The sequence below is a fragment of the Variovorax sp. OV700 genome, from assembly GCF_900099805.1.
GTDB lineage: Bacteria > Pseudomonadota > Gammaproteobacteria > Burkholderiales > Burkholderiaceae_C > Variovorax.
In genome coordinates this window covers 443,821-458,336 of record NZ_FNDR01000003.1, presented here as the reverse complement: position 1 = coordinate 458,336, position 14,516 = coordinate 443,821, and the positions used below count along the sequence as shown (strand labels likewise).

The following is a 14,516-nucleotide window of genomic DNA, read 5'->3' as shown; positions in this document are numbered from 1 at the left end:
GCCTGACGCCGCCCCCGCGCCCGGACCAAGCGGCCCCCAAGAGGGCGGCCGTTTAAAATGAAGCGCGGCGAATTGAGGATACAAATGATCACCTTTTCGCGGGCGATCGGCATATTCTTTGCTGGTATTTTCTCCGGGTACGGCGCCGATGCTCAATGCTCCGCGCGCCGTTTCCCGAAATCGCAATCAAGCACCTTTAGAGTTCGGCAAGCCCGTCCATTCGGATGAATCTCCGGTGGCGCGCCTTTGAACTATTTTCTACCTTTGCGCTTCTTCCAAGCGGCCAGCCATTGACCATTCTCAGCATCCGCGGCAAAGCCATTGATCCGGCTATATCGCTCATCATATTTTTGTTTGCCGCCCTGATTGTGGGAGCAATACCTTTTGCTTACCACGACACGGCCGCTCAGAATTTTCCTGATGAAGAAACGCTGTTGAGTTTTTTCGGCGCCGACTCCTGCCAGATCGCCTCCACGTCGGTGGAGGAAAGAAACTCCTACGCATGCAGCGCTTTCCTCCTCGAATCGGTGGGGCTGAGTGCCAAGACGGCTCCGATTGCGGGCGCCCTGCTGAGCGTCTCGCTCACCCTCATACCGATATTTCAATTCAGCCGGATATCCCTCGGCGTTTTTCTTGTTTCGCTGGGATGGGGTTTCATCAGGGCCATTTTTCTTTCGGTCCTTTCGAAGGACATGCTCTCCGCCTGCGTGGTGCTGCTTTCGATCATGGCGGCGCAGCACAGCGGGTTCGGGCTCACGTGGTTTTTATCTTCCACGGTCTACGGCTGGGTGGTCAGAAAATACTGGCTGCTGGTCAGCGCCACCTGGCTCGGATTGAGACTCGTAAGAAATCAGCTCACCGTATTCAGGCTGTTTGTTGTCATCGTTTTGATCTACATCGCGCTGTCGCTGACGTTCCAGATTGCATTGGGCGCAACGCTCGACTTCGCCCGCGCCGCGGTCAATGAAAACAGAGACGTGGGCGCCGAAGGATCGCGTACGGTCATCGATGCGGTCATTGCTTCCGACAATGCGATGCTCCAGGCACTGAATGCCACGATCACATTTTTCCGCCTGGCATTTCCTCTCGAGCTTTTGCGTTTTGGATCGGTCAGCCAGTTGGCATTCATTTCGATCATGCCCTTTACCTTCATCTGGATGGTGAAAGCGATCGTCAAGGGCGTCAAATCCGACAGCAAAAATCTGATCCAGGCCGGCAAGGTGGCGTTGGCACCGCTGGCTTTTCTCATCATCGAGGGCGTGTTCGAGCCTGATTTCGGTTCGTTCGCCCGCCACTTCGCCATCGTGAGCCCGCTTGTTTTTTCAGCCTTGGCGCTGGTGCAGAAAAGCGAACTGGCGCAGGAAAAACTGCTGCGGCGCAGGCAAGCCGTCACTTCTACGACCGCCCCCACGACGACTCCCGCCGCTGCGGCCTTTGCTCGTCCCCTTGCCCAGGATCGCACTTCGTGAAGTCCCAATCCATTGCGGTCGATCAGCCCCAGTACGTCGAATCCATCCAGGCCGGACGAGGCATCGCCGCCCTCCTGGTCGTCATTCACCACGCGGCCCAAAAGGCGCATGCTTTGTCCGGCGGCGCGATTCCCCTGTTCGATTTCGGGATCATCGGGGTGGATGTCTTCTTCATGATCAGCGGCTTCATCATCTACTTCGTCACCGCGAACAAGACGATGACGCACGTGGAGTTCATGGAAAAGCGGATCGTGAGAGTCTTTCCGCTTTACTGGGGACTCTCGCTGCTGGCGCTGCTCGTTTTCATCATTGCGCCCAAGCTGATCAACAGCAACGCGAAAGAAGCGACGGACGTCGCCGCGTCCTTCTTTTTGTGGCCGACCTCGGCGCCCTATCTGGTCAACAACGGCTGGACGCTGACCTACGAGATCATCTTCTACGGGCTGTGGGCACTTGTCGCACTTCCCGTGGCAAAGCCAAGGAACGCCTACATCGCCTGCCTCGTATTGGCCGTCGCATCGTTCATCGGGCTGCTCTCCGGTATCGACCCCAAGGTGATGAATTTTTCCTTGTTCGTGGAGTTCGCGTTCGGCGTCGCCATTGGCGTCACATTCAAGAAGGGGCTGCTGCGGCAGCACATTCCCTTGTCGATTGTCTTGACCACCGCCGGCGCTCTTCTCGCCTACCTGGCCATTTCGCGAGGCTTGGGAAACAGCGAATTCCGGGGGTTTGCACTGGCAATCCCGTCGGCCATGATGTTCATCGGAATCATCATGCTCGGATCGGTGTGGGCCAAGGCACGCACGATTCTGGCCATTGGGGACAGCTCCTATTCGCTGTACCTTTTTCACCCGTTCATATTGGTGGCCATTCCCATCGCGGTAAAGGCGCTCGGACTCGCCTCGCCGGCCCAAATCCTTGCCATTGCCGCTGCGGTCTGCGTCGCCTCGTTCTGGGCTTCGCACATGGTCTACAGGTTCGTGGAATTCCCGCTCACCCAGATGATGCGAGGCATGATCAAGTCCGCGAAATCCCTGGGCGCAGCCAGGGCCAGGTGAGCGTCACGCTCAGCAGCCCAACAGATCCGCCAGCTGGTTGATGTCGCGGGCGTGCAGGTTGTTCTCAGCGTTGGGAGAAACGTCCTTGGACTGCGCGCTGCCGAATTCGTGGGGCCGTTCGATGTAGGCGGTCTTGAGGCCGCACACACGCGCCGCGGCCAGGTCGTCGTGATGCGCCGCGGCCAGCATGACCTGCCCGGGCGTCGCGTCGAAGACGCCCGCCACGCCCAGGTAGGTGCGCGGGTCGGGCTTGTAGGCCTTGAACACCTCGGCCGAGAGCACGCAGTCCCAGGGCAGCCCGGCCCGCTTGGCCATTTCGGTGAGCAGGCCGATGTTGCCGTTGGAGAGCGTGCAGATGGTGAACTTGCTCTTCAGGCGCGTGAGCCCCTCGACCGCATCGGGCCAGGCCGGCAACCGATGCCAAGCGCGGCTCAAGTGGCGCTTGGCGGCGGTATCGAGTTGCCCGGTCAGGCCGAAATCGTGCAGCACCTGCTCGAGCATGCTGAGGTGCAGTTCGTCGAGCAGCGTGAAGCCTCCCTCGCCCGCTGCGATGCGCTCCATCACGGACCTCATCGCGGGCAAATAGCCGGCGCGCCAGGCCAGTGCGAAGGTGGCGCCATCGACACCGGGCAACGCAAGCTCGGCCTCGGCGGCAATGCCGCTGTGCCAGTCGACCACGGTGCCGAAAACGTCGAACGCGATGACCTTCAGGTCGCTCGCGTCGAAATCCGCGCGCATGGTCAGCGCGGCAGCTGGCTCGCCGCGCGTGCCAGTTGCTCGATCAGCGCCCAGTTGCCGTCGCGGATGGCGTCGGTCGGCACGATCCAGGAACCGCCCACGCACGCCACGTTGGAGAGCGCGAGAAACTCGGCCGCATTGCCCGCGTGGATACCGCCGGTGGGGCAGAAGGTGACATCACCGAACGGCCCTTGCCACGCCTTGAGCATGGGCAGGCCGCCCGCCTGCAGCGCCGGGAAGAACTTGAGCTCGGTGTAGCCGTCTTCCTGCGCCAGCATGATCTCGCTGCCCGTGGCCACGCCCGGCAGCAACGGCAGGCCGAGGTCGTGGCAGGCCTTGCCGACCGCGCGCGTGTAGCCCGGGCTCACGCCAAACCTGGCGCCGGCGAGCGCCGAGGCCTGCGCATCGGCGGCGCTGCGGATGGTGCCCGCGCCAGCCACGGCATCGGGCACGTCGCGCGCAATGGCTTCGATGCATTCCAGCGCCTGCGGCGTGCGCAGCGTGACTTCGAGCATGCGGATGCCGCCGGCCACCAGCGCGCGCGCCAACGGGACGGCATGTTTGACGTCGTTCAGCACGATGACCGGGATGACCGGTGCATCGCGCATGACGTCGAGCGCGGTGAGTTTGTTGTTTTCTACAGCCATGAGCAGGCTCCTTCTTCAGCAGTCAATGCATTGCGGCGCATGCCGGCGAACAGTTCACGGCCAAGGCCGTGGCCGTCGGCGATGCGCTTTGCCTCGGGCAGCGTAGTGGTCTCGCGCTCGGCCCATTCGTCGTCGGGCACCAGCACGGCCAGCGTACCCGCCACGGCGTCCAGGCGGATCACATCGCCGTCGCGCACCTTGGCGAGCGGCCCGCCCGCGGCGGCTTCGGGCGACACATGGATAGCGGCGGGCACCTTGCCCGAGGCGCCGCTCATGCGGCCGTCGGTGACCAGCGCCACGCGAAAGCCCTTGCCCTGCAGCACCGAAAGCGGCGGCGTGAGCTTGTGCAGCTCGGGCATGCCGTTGGCCTGCGGGCCCTGCCAGCGAACCACGCACACCACGTCGCGATCAAGCTCGCCGGCCGTGAAGGCGTGGTGCAGCGCGGCCTGCGAATCGAACACACGCGCGGGCGCCTCGATCACGTGGCGGTCGTCGGGCACCGAAGACACCTTGATCACGCTGCGCCCCAGGTTGCCGTTGAGCAGCTTGAGGCCGCCGGTAGCGCTGAAAGGGCTCTCGACGGGCCGCGCGACGGCTTCGTCCTTCGACGGTGCGGCGGAATTCCAGACCAGGCGCTTGTTATCGTCCGCCAGGGACGGCACATTCGCAAATTCGCGGATGCCGCCGGCTCGCACGGTCAGCACGTCGGCGTGCATCAGGCCGGCGTCGAGCAGTTCGCCGATCACGAAGCCCGGGCCGCCTGCGGCCTGGAAGGCGTTCACGTCGGCGCTGCCGTTGGGATAGACGCGCGTCAGCAGCGGAATCACGTCGGAAAGGCGCGAGAAATCGTCCCAGTCGATCACGATGCCTGCGGAACGCGCCACGGCCACCCAGTGGATCAGGTGGTTGGTGGAACCGCCGGTGGCGAGCAGCGCCACCATGGCATTGACGATGCAGCGCTCGTCGACCATCTCGCCGATGGGAGGGCAATTGAATTTCGCCTCGCTGGCGCGACCCAGCACCGAGCGGACGGCCTCGCGCGTGAGCGTTTCGCGCATCGCGTCACCGGGCTGGATGAAGGCGGTGCCGGGCACGTGCAGGCCCATGGCCTCGAGCAGCATCTGGTTGCTGTTGGCGGTGCCGTAGAAGGTGCAGGTGCCCACCGTGTGATAGGCCGCCATCTCGGCGTCGAGCAGGCCCTGCCGGCCTACCAGGCCTTGCGCCGCCTGCTCGCGCACCTTGGATTTCTCGCCGTTCGACAGGCCCGAGGGCATGGGGCCGGCGGGCACGAACACCGTCGGCAGATGCCCGAAGTGCAGCGCACCGATCAAGAGGCCCGGCACGATCTTGTCGCACACGCCCAGGAGCAGCGCGCCGTCGAACATGTCGTGCGTGAGCGCCACCGCGGTGCTCATGGCGATCACGTCTCGGCTGAAGAGGCTCAACTCCATGCCGGGCGTGCCCTGCGTCACGCCATCGCACATGGCCGGCACGCCGCCGGCCACCTGCGCCGTGGCGCCGAGGCTGCGCGCCTCCTGCTTGATGATGTCCGGGTAGCCCTGGTACGGCGCGTGGGCCGAGAGCATGTCGTTGTAGGCGGTGACGATGCCGATGTTGGGCGCGCGCTCGGTCACCACCCTGAACTTGTCGTTGGCCGGGATGCCGGCCACGGCGTGCGCCACGTTGGCGCAGCCCATGCGGTCGGAACCCCGGTCGCGGTTGCGGATTTCAGTCAGGCGCTCGAGGTACGCGCTGCGCGGCCCCCGGCTGCGTTCGCGAATGCGATCGGTAACGTCAAGGACGGTGGGATGTGTGCTCATGGGGATGTGTTCGGTCGCGTGGCCGGCATGTCGGCACTGTCGCTTTCGCGACCTTCGACTCGAAAGTCAATAGTACCAAGACAGCAGGCACGGGGCCGATGGAAATCCACCACCCCGGCGATACGGATTTACCGTCCGCGCCAGTCGAGCGGCACGAGCGGGGGTTGTCAGTCGACCAGCTTGACCTCGACGCGGCGCGCCTCGGCGTTGTTGCCCGACCCCGCGGTGACCGCGGGCTTCTGCAGGTCGACCTTGCTGGCCGGCACGCCCAGGCCTACCAGCACGTCGCGCACCGTGTCGGCGCGCTTCTTGGCAAGCTGCTCGTTGGTGGTCGCGTCGCCCGTGGTGTCGTGAAAGCCGGAGACCACCGCCTTGCGGCCGCTCTCCACGCCCTTGATGACCGCCGCCAGCGCCTCGGCCGCCCCGGGCGCGAGATCGGCACTGCCTGTGGCGAAATAGAAGTTCACCACGCCGTTGGCCACGCGGATGCTCGCGCCGTCAGGGATCACGACCGTCACCGTCTCGGTTACTTCGGCCACCGTTGCGGTGGGAGCGGGCGCCGCTGCAACGGCCGCCACAGCGGGCTTGGCAGTGGCCGGCGCCGCGGCGTGCCCCTTGTGCCAGACCGCGATACCCACGACAAAGAAGATCACCAGCGCAATCAATGCCAGGAGAAATCCGAGGATGAAATTTTGCTGGCTGTCGTCGTCACTCATGAGGGGGCGTACTCCGTAGGAAAGTAGAGGTCGGTAAATAATGGTGCGGTGAACCATGATCACGAAATTGTAGGCGCCGCCCCTTCGGGACCTGCGCCAGACCCTGGGCCACCGGGACTGGACCCCATGCCCCGGCCGCTGCGCGACCCGCAGCCCATGCTCGAACAGGCCATTGCCGACTGGGGTGGCCGCGAGGATCTGTGGCTCTTCGGCTATGGCTCGCTCATCTGGCGCCCGGAGTTCGACTTTGTCGAGCGTCGGCAGGCCTGGGTGCACGGGTGGCATCGGGCACTGAAGATGTGGAGCCGCATCAACCGCGGCAGCGTGCAGACGCCGGGTCTCGTCTTCGGCCTGCTCTCGGGCGGCAGCTGCCGCGGCATGGTGTTCCGGGTGCCTTCGGCGCACGGCCTGGATACGCTTCGCAGGCTCTGGCTGCGCGAGATGCCGACCGGCGTGTACGACCCCAGGTGGCTGCAGTGCAACACGCCCGAAGGCCCCGTGCGCGCGCTGGCCTTCACCCTGTCGAGGCGCAGCCCCAACTTCACCGGCGAACTCAGCGACGATCGCTACCGCCACATCTTCACCCATGCGGTCGGCCGCTACGGCAGCTCGCTCGACTATGCGCGCCAGACCTTGCTGGAGCTGCGCCGGCATTCGATCCACGACGCGGCCCTGGCGCGGCTGGTGGCGCTGGCGCACGAGAAGCAGGAACAGCAGGAGCAAGACGCCAAAGAGGCGCAGCAAAAGCAGTCCGAGGCAGCCGCCGATTGCGGTACGCCGCCGGGTCCGGTATATGTTCCGGGGTCTCCGAACCCATCTTCCAAAAAGGAAAAACCATGAACCATCGCCTTTTCGCCGCCACCGGCACCGCTCTTCTCGCCGGCGCCCTGCTCTCCGCCTGCGGCGGTATGAGCAGCATGATGGGCGGCAAGCCGAGCGCGGCCGCCGAACTGACGCCGACCGCGGCGATCTCGCCCAATCCGACACGGGGCTCGGTGACCTTCACCGCCCTGGACCACGGCGTGCGCGTGGCCGGCGAAGTGCGCGGCCTGGCACCGGGCAGCGAGCACGGTTTCCACATCCATGAAAAGGGCGACTGCGGCGACAACGGCAATGCCTCGGGCGGCCACTTCAACCCCACCGGCGGCACGCACGGCAAGTTCGGCGCGCCGGGGAGCCATGCCGGCGAACTGCCGAGCCTGGTGGCCGACGCCAGCGGCGTGGCGCGCTTCAGCGTCGACGATCACACCATTTCGCTGACCGAAGGCGCCACCAACAACGTGGTAGGCCGCGCGCTCGTGGTGCACCGCGACCGCGACGATTTCACGACCCAGCCGGCCGGCAACTCCGGCCCGCGCACCGCTTGCGCGGTGATCACGCGGCGCTGACCGGCTAGCCAGCGCCCGCCGAACGCTCCCGCCACAAGGCCTCGGCGCGTGCCAGGGCCTCGGGCGTGTCGATGTCGGTCACGATGCCGACGTCGTCGACCACCAGGTCAGCCACCGCGTCGATGGCGCGCATTGCCTTCAAGACCGGTGCCGCGCCAAGGTTTCCACGCAGCGCCGCAAGCTGGGCCCGGCAGCCGGCCGAAAAGCCCACCGGATGCCCGCGCTCGCCTCTGTATTGCGGCTGCGCCGCGCAGATACGGCCGGTGAGCGCCGCGGCCACGGCGCGCAGTGTCTCGGGGCGCACCAGCGGCAGGTCGCCCGGCAGGATCAGCCAGCCTGCGGCATCGGGTGTGGCGCGCACCGCGGCGGCAATCGAATCGCCCATGCCCGGATGCCCGGCGTCTTCGAGCCGCCACGGCAGGCCACTGGCGCGCACGGCGTCGAGCGTGCGTTCGAGCAGCGGCTTGCCCGCGAGCGACGCCTGCAGCTTGGAACCGATGCCCCCGGCCGCGATGAAGCGCTCGCCGCGGCCCGAGGCCAGCACGATCACCAAGGGGGAAGTCGCCTTTGCCGCCATGCGCCGAGTATGTGCCCGGAATGCACTGGATGCCGTGTGGCGGTGCATGCGCAACAATGCCGCCATGACTTCTTCTCCCACCAACGAAACGTTGGCTGCGCTGCGCAAGAGCTACGAGCGCGCCGAACTCGGCGAAACCCACAGCGCCGACGACCCGCTGAAGCAGTTCGAGCGCTGGCTCGGCGAAGCCATCGACGCCCAGGTGCCCGAGCCCAACGCGATGACTCTGTGCACCGTGGCCAGCGACCTGCGACCTTCGAGCCGCATCGTGCTCATCAAGGGCTTCGATGCGCGCGGCATCGTCTGGTACACCAACTATGAAAGCCGCAAGGGCCGCGAGCTCTCGGGCAATCCGTATGCCGCCTTGCAGTTTCACTGGGTCGAGCTCGAGCGCGTGGTGCGCATCGAGGGCCGCGTGGAAAAAACCAGCGCCGAGGAAAGCGATGCCTACTTTTCGAGCCGCCCGCTCGATTCACGCATCGGCGCCTGGGCCAGCCCGCAGAGCGAAGTGATCAGCGGGCGCGACGTGCTGGTCAAGAACGCGGCCGTGGCGGCCGCCAGGCACCTGCTCTCGCCGCCGCGCCCGCCGCACTGGGGCGGCTATCGCCTCGTGCCGGATCGCTGGGAGTTCTGGCAGGGCCGCAAGAGCCGTCTGCACGACCGGCTGCGTTACCGGCTCGAAGGCGCCGCGTGGGTGCGTGAACGCCTTGCGCCCTGAATTTTCGTCAAGCCTCGCAGCCGACGACCTTGAACTCGACGCGCCGGTCGAGCGCATCGCTCGCATCGTCCGCACCCGTGCCCACGATGTTTTCGCGGAACCCCATGCCGGACTCGCGCAGTTTCTTCGAGAGCGGCGGCGCCTCGCCCACCAGCCGGCTCTTTACGCTGACCGCGCGCTGCAGCGACAGCCGCTCGTTGACCGATTCCGAACCGGTGCGGCTCGTGTGACCCGTGACCACCACGCATGAATCGATCTGCGCAGCCTGGCGCGCGATCTGGCGCAGCCACATCGGGTAGGCGGCGCTGATCTTCGGGTCGGCCAGGAAGTCGGTCGAGCCGGGCTTGAACAGGAACTTCACGCTCAGGTTGTTGGTTTCCAGCCCGAGCCGCGCGATGGTGCCGAAGGTCTTCTCCGCGTCCGCGGTGCGGCCGAGCTGGGCCTGCGTGAGGTACAGGCCGCTGTAGATACGCAGCTGCTGGCCGTCGGACCGGCGCGAGGCGGCTTCGTAGCGGCTGAGCGCTTCGCTCATGCGGCCGGCTTCATAAGCTGCCGTGGCTTCCTGCAGCACCGTCGACGTGGGCAGGCGCTCCAGGTACAGCGCATCGGCGGCCTGGCCCGGCTGTGTTTCGGCGGTGCGGATGTAGCCCTCCACGCCGCGGTCCTTGCCGTTCACAGGGCTGTCGCGAAAGAACGCAGTCGGCCGCGTGTCGAGCGTTGCATCGCTGATGCGCGCCACCGATTGCGCAATGACCACGCCGCTCTTGATCTCGGTCAGCGCCAGGTTCAGGCGGTAGCGCCCGTCGGCCGCGTCCTTGTCGCGCACCAGCGTGCCGTTGAGCACGTATTGCGCGCGCTCGATCTCGGCATTGTTGAACGGCGTGACGGTGAACTGCTTGAACTGCGACTGCATGCGCTGGACGATGCGCTGCTCGGCCACGCGCGTGACTTCGGTCTGCTGGCCGCTCGAGCCCTCGAGCAGCGGGTCGATCACGATGCGGCTTTGCTTGATCGTCGACTCCACCTTGGCCAGGAAGGCCGGCAGCTTCTGAGTCTGCACGATCAGGTCGTCCACCGCCTGGTTGACGGCCTGGTCGAAGGGCATGGCATTGCTCGGGGCCGGACGATGCGCGCACGCAGCAAGAAGCACGGCGGCGCATAGCGCCAATACGCGCAGCGCCGTGCGAATGGGGCGGGTGGTGTTCATCATCAGCATTGACTCCTCAATATCTTCATGTCTTCGTCCGACAGCGGCTCGCCGACCGCCGCGCGCATGTTGATTTCGGTGCAGCGCCTGGAGGGCGGCGGCCGTTTGGGCGCGGCAGCCTTCTCCACCTCCTGTGCCAGCGGGGCTGGGGGAGTCGCAGCCACGGCAATAGCCTGCGGCCTCGGTTTGGCATTCGGCCGCGTTGCCGCGGCAGGTGCAGGCTTGGGCTCCTCCGTTGGCTTCGCCGCTGCTGGCGGAATTGGCGTCGACTCGCGCGGCACCGCGGCCGAAAGGCAGGGCGTCCGGCACGGCTTGGTGTCCGCCGCCGCCTGCAAGACAACACAGTACAGCGCCATCACCATCGCGATCGGCGCCATGACGGAAAACGGCGAAGACCGCGCCTTGTAAATCATCAGCGGGCAAATGTAGAGCGGCAGGCGCCGCTCGCCATCTCGCCAAATGGCCACCCTGCCGAACGGCATAGGCGCCCGCCGTGCACGCGGTCGGCGCCTCGGTAGCGCTAAAGACTTATGAAAAATTCAGGGAAGCCACTGCACCAGGGTCATGACCAGGGTCAGCGTGGCCAGCGCGAGCACTGTCGACATCGCGACGCTGGCCGTGACCAGGTCTTCGGCCGTGCGGTAGCGCTGCGAAAAGAGAAAGACGTTGGCGCCGATGGGCAGCGCCGCCGCCACCACCATCACGGTGAGCGGAATGCCGCGCACGCCCAGCAGCCAGCCGATGCCGGCCACCAGCAGCGGATGCAGCAGGTTCTTCACCAGCGACTGCACCATGGCGCCGCGCCAATGCCGGCCGATGGGCGTCAGCGCGAGCGTGATGCCCACCATCACGAGCGCGACGGGACCGAAGGCCTGGCCGAGCAGCATGATCGGCTTGTCGATGGATTCGGGCATCGCGAGCCCCGTCTGCGCGAACAGCAGCCCCGCGATGATCGGCAGCGGCACCGGGTGGATGATGGCGTTGCGCAGCGCCCGCATCACGGTGCGCGCCATGGGGCGCTTCGCTTGGCCGCTCACCGCCGCATGCTCGCGCGCCACGGCCAGTTCCAGCACCACCGTGGCGCTGGTCAAAAGCACCAGCGAGTGCAGCGAGATCAGCGTGAGCAACACCACCATGCCCTGCTCGCCATAAGCGAGACCGACCAGCACGATGCCGATCATCACGGTGTTGCTGTAGGTGTTGGCCAGCGCAATGACGGCCGCTGTGCGGTTGAAGCCGCGCAGCGCCAGCGTGGCCGCGAACAGCAGGCCCGACGCAATGAAGTACGCCGCCACCGGCTTCAGGCTCAGCTCTTGCACGTGCACCGTGCTCATGGCGCGAAACAGCAGTGCCGGCGCCAGCAAGAGAAAGATCAGGTTGGAAAGGTCCTTGACGGCATTGCCGCCGATCCAGCGGCGCCGGCCGGCCAGGAAGCCCGCGGCAATGAGAAAGACGACGGGAAGGAGCGAAGAGATGACGAACGAATTCACCCGCCGAGGATAGCCTTTTGCCCGCCCCTTCCTCCCGCCGATGACAGAAGGAAGGAGCGGGACCGGCGCCTTAGAACGTCACGCGCAGGCCCACCTTCAGCGAACGCCCCGGCAGCGGCGCGTTCGGATACACCGTCGTCGTGAGGATCGAGGTCGGGCTGTAGGCCAGCTTGTTGGTGATGTTGTCGACGCGCGCATACCAGGTGAGGTTGGCGCGCTGCACCTTCATGCGATAGGAAATCGAGGCGTTCCACAGCGTGTAGGCATCGGTCTCCCGCGCGCCGACGCTCGGCACATGGCGCTGCGCCGCGTTGTAGTCGAAGCCGAAGCGCGCGCTCCATGGGCCGTTGCCATACGCCAGCGTCGCGCCGGCGCGGAACGGCGCGATGCGCGGCAGCGGCTCGCCGGTGTCGAGGTTCTTCGCACGCACCACGTCGCCGCGCCATTCCAGGTCGAGCGTCGAGGCATCGGCCATGCGCGCGAAGCCTTCGGTGCCCAGGAGGCGCAGGTTGCCGCTGGCCTCGATGCCGGTGAAGCGCGCGCGCACGCCGCTGTAGAGGTACTCGGCCAGCGTGTTGGTCGCCGCGGGGTCGGTCACCACCTGGCCTTCTTCATCGAGCGTGCGGCCCGAAGCCGTCAGGCCGATGTAGTTGCGAAACTGCGTGACGTAGGCGTTGACGCGGGCCGTGTTGGCGCCCGACTTCCATTGCGCGCCGAGATCGAAGCCGGTCGACTTTTCTTTCTGCAGGTCGGGATTTCCGACCTCCCAGGCGGCCGTTGCCACGTGCGGCCCGTTGGCGAGCAGCTCGTAGTCTTTCGGCGCCCGCTCGGTGTAGGCGAGGTTCGAGGTGAGCTGCCACTGCGGCGTCAGGTTGACCAGCGCACCCAGGGCCGCGCTGTGCGGGTTGAAGGTGCGCTCGCCAACGGCAAAGCGCGTCACCGTCGGATCGTCCGGGTAGCCGAGCGACGTCACGCGGACTTTCTCGGTGCGCGCGCCAAAGCTCAGGCGGCCCCACGAAGTGCCGAGTTCTTCATACATGAACAGCGCGTTGGAGCGGGTGCGGCTGTGCGGGGCAAAGGCTTCCTCGCCGTCGGCGGCAAAGTGGTTGCTTTCGCTCGCAAAGCCGACCAGGCCTTCGAAGTTGCCGATCTTGCGGTGGCGTGCCTCGATGCGCAGGTCGTTGCTCATGTTTGAGAACGTGGTGCCGGCTTCGCCGCCTTCGTATTCCGTGTGGCGGTAGTTGGTATGGCTGGCCTTGACGTGAACGGTGCTGATGATGCCGCCCGGGCGCCACTCGCCTTCGAGCGCGTAGCGGTCGGACTTCATGCCGATGGTCACGTCGTCTTCGGCCACGGTGCCGTAATTGCTGCGGTAGGTGCTGGCCGAGGCGCCGATATAGCCCTGGTCGAAGAACAGCGTGCCGCCCACCGCGCCGCCGTGCGCCTCGTTGGCCGAGTTGCAGATCTTGCGCGCCAGCCAGGGGCGCCCGGGCTTGCTGCACTCCAGGTCGATGGGCGCCGAGACGTCCTTGGCGTCGCGGTTGAACGCATCGACGTGCAGCGCGAAGCGGTCGTTGCCGCCCTCCAGCACCACGCCGCCGTTCTTCTCCTTGCTGCCGGTCGAAAAGCCCAGGTCGGCGCGGCCGCCGAAACCGTTGATGGGCTCGGTGGGAATGCGGTTGTCGATCACGTTGACTACGCCGCCCACGGCGCTGCCCCCGTACTGCAGCGCCGAAGGCCCGCGCAGCACTTCAATGCGGTCGGTGACCAGCGCGTCCACCGGCACGGCATGGTCGTAGCTCAACGCCGAAGCGTCAGGAGCGCCGCCGCCGTTCTGCAGGATGCGGATGCGGTCGCCGTCCTGGCCGCGGATGATCGGCCGGCTCGCGTTGGGGCCGAAGTAGCTGCTGCTCACGCCAGGCAGGTTGTTGAGCGTTTCGCCCAGCGTCGATTCGGAGCGCATCAACAGCTTGTCGCCCGACAGCGTGGTGGTGGGTGCGATCAGCTCGCTGGCGCCCAGCGGATTGCCGGTGACGGCGATCTCCGGCAGGCTGGCTGCTGCGGCCGCGTCGGCGGGTTGCGCCTGGGGTGCCGGCTGGGCTTGGGCCATGCTCGCAAAAGAGGCGAGCGAAAGAACGGCAGCGCCGATGGCGTTGCGACGGAAATTGGGAATCATGAATGAGCACTCGTTGAATCAAGGGACGATCTGCCGCCACCCGCAAAGGCGCGGGTGCAGCAACCGGAACACAGGGAAGATTCAGCGAGTGGAAGGCGGGCCGCGCGCGTCGAACAGCGCAACCCAACGGGCGATGGCCTCGCCCTGCAGATAGGCGAAGGTGGCCGACGGCAGCAGCACCGGCAGCACCACCGTGGGAACGCCCAATGCTCCCGAACCGTGCGACAGCTGGTCGTACAGCCGGCATTCAGCATCGGAGTGGTCGCCGAACAGGCCGGCGAGGCCGCGGGCTGCATGCTCGTGCGCGCCCTCCGCATGAACGGCCTGGGCAGTGGCATCGGCGGTTACATGGGCATGCGCCAGGCCGGGCACGTGCAGCGACCGGTGCATGAGCCCCAGCGTGCCCGCGAACCACAGCGCCACCATCAGCGCGATGGCGATCGCGCGGGTCGACAGGATCGACCGGTTCGGCGTTGGGCTGAGCGCGACGTGCATGAAAAGCAGGGCCTGGG

15 protein-coding genes are annotated in these 14,516 nt (G+C 66.2%); 6 read left to right on the top strand and 9 right to left on the bottom strand.

Translation table 11 applies throughout. From position 1 onward, the window contains the following. The first annotated feature begins 290 nt into the window (after window positions 1–290). Both BLR24_RS09085 and BLR24_RS09080 read left to right on the top strand, forming a co-directional pair. Window positions 291–1,469, top strand: coding sequence for a hypothetical protein (locus BLR24_RS09085; RefSeq protein ID WP_254787217.1), 1,179 nt, complete (start codon window positions 291–293; stop codon window positions 1,467–1,469). Then, window positions 1,466–2,527, top strand: a complete 1,062-nt coding sequence (locus BLR24_RS09080; RefSeq protein WP_093015886.1) for an acyltransferase family protein — start codon at window positions 1,466–1,468, stop codon at window positions 2,525–2,527. The genes BLR24_RS09085 and BLR24_RS09080 overlap by 4 nt, the downstream gene beginning before the upstream one ends. A gap of 9 nt (window positions 2,528–2,536) precedes the next feature. Here BLR24_RS09080 and BLR24_RS09075 read toward each other — a convergent pair whose 3' ends face one another. From BLR24_RS09075 to BLR24_RS09060, 4 genes are all read right to left on the bottom strand, one after another. After that, window positions 2,537–3,265, bottom strand: coding sequence for a haloacid dehalogenase type II (locus tag BLR24_RS09075; RefSeq protein ID WP_093015883.1), 729 nt, complete (start codon window positions 3,263–3,265; stop codon window positions 2,537–2,539). 2 nt (window positions 3,266–3,267) lie between these two features. Continuing rightward, entirely contained in the window at window positions 3,268–3,912 is a 645-nt protein-coding gene (gene eda / locus BLR24_RS09070; RefSeq protein WP_093015880.1) for a bifunctional 4-hydroxy-2-oxoglutarate aldolase/2-dehydro-3-deoxy-phosphogluconate aldolase, read from the bottom strand. Then, the gene (gene edd, locus BLR24_RS09065) at window positions 3,903–5,732 is read right to left on the bottom strand and encodes a phosphogluconate dehydratase (RefSeq protein WP_093015877.1); all 1,830 of its coding nucleotides are present in this window, start codon (window positions 5,730–5,732) and stop codon (window positions 3,903–3,905) included. The genes eda and edd overlap by 10 nt, the downstream gene beginning before the upstream one ends. 167 nt (window positions 5,733–5,899) lie before the next feature. After that, window positions 5,900–6,448 (bottom strand): OmpA family protein, encoded by a 549-nt coding sequence (locus BLR24_RS09060; protein ID WP_093015874.1) that lies wholly within the window; start codon window positions 6,446–6,448, stop codon window positions 5,900–5,902. Window positions 6,449–6,574: 126 nt separating this feature from the next. Between BLR24_RS09060 and BLR24_RS09055 the strand changes: the two genes are divergently transcribed. Next, window positions 6,575–7,288, top strand: coding sequence for a gamma-glutamylcyclotransferase (locus BLR24_RS09055; protein WP_093015871.1), 714 nt, complete (start codon window positions 6,575–6,577; stop codon window positions 7,286–7,288). Beyond that, the gene (locus BLR24_RS09050; protein WP_093015868.1) at window positions 7,285–7,836 is read left to right on the top strand and encodes a superoxide dismutase family protein; all 552 of its coding nucleotides are present in this window, start codon (window positions 7,285–7,287) and stop codon (window positions 7,834–7,836) included. Before BLR24_RS09055 ends, BLR24_RS09050 begins: the two co-directional genes overlap by 4 nt. A gap of 4 nt (window positions 7,837–7,840) precedes the next feature. On the opposite strand, the gene BLR24_RS09045 is transcribed toward BLR24_RS09050, so the two are convergent. Next, window positions 7,841–8,413 carry a nucleotidyltransferase family protein gene (locus tag BLR24_RS09045; RefSeq protein WP_093015865.1) on the bottom strand — a complete coding sequence of 191 codons (573 nt, stop codon included), beginning with the start codon at window positions 8,411–8,413 and terminating at the stop codon, window positions 7,841–7,843. 64 nt (window positions 8,414–8,477) lie between these two features. Between BLR24_RS09045 and pdxH the strand changes: the two genes are divergently transcribed. Further along, complete coding sequence (pdxH, locus tag BLR24_RS09040) at window positions 8,478–9,131, top strand: pyridoxamine 5'-phosphate oxidase (RefSeq protein WP_093016319.1); 654 nt, start codon at window positions 8,478–8,480, stop codon at window positions 9,129–9,131. A 7-nt stretch (window positions 9,132–9,138) separates the two neighbouring features. On the opposite strand, the gene BLR24_RS09035 is transcribed toward pdxH, so the two are convergent. Next, window positions 9,139–10,347 (bottom strand): OmpA family protein, encoded by a 1,209-nt coding sequence (locus tag BLR24_RS09035; RefSeq protein ID WP_093015862.1) that lies wholly within the window; start codon window positions 10,345–10,347, stop codon window positions 9,139–9,141. 18 nt (window positions 10,348–10,365) lie between these two features. Between BLR24_RS09035 and BLR24_RS30885 the strand changes: the two genes are divergently transcribed. Next, complete coding sequence (locus BLR24_RS30885) at window positions 10,366–10,746, top strand: hypothetical protein (protein WP_093015859.1); 381 nt, start codon at window positions 10,366–10,368, stop codon at window positions 10,744–10,746. A gap of 131 nt (window positions 10,747–10,877) precedes the next feature. On the opposite strand, the gene BLR24_RS09025 is transcribed toward BLR24_RS30885, so the two are convergent. The 3 genes from BLR24_RS09025 to BLR24_RS09015 form a co-directional block, all read right to left on the bottom strand. After that, window positions 10,878–11,828: an AEC family transporter gene (locus tag BLR24_RS09025; protein ID WP_093015856.1), complete on the bottom strand. Its 951-nt coding sequence runs from the start codon at window positions 11,826–11,828 to the stop codon at window positions 10,878–10,880. 70 nt (window positions 11,829–11,898) lie between these two features. Continuing rightward, complete coding sequence (locus BLR24_RS09020; protein WP_093015853.1) at window positions 11,899–14,004, bottom strand: TonB-dependent receptor; 2,106 nt, start codon at window positions 14,002–14,004, stop codon at window positions 11,899–11,901. Between the two features lie 81 nt (window positions 14,005–14,085). Next, complete coding sequence (locus BLR24_RS09015) at window positions 14,086–14,499, bottom strand: hypothetical protein (protein WP_093015850.1); 414 nt, start codon at window positions 14,497–14,499, stop codon at window positions 14,086–14,088. Window positions 14,500–14,516 lie beyond the last annotated feature (17 nt).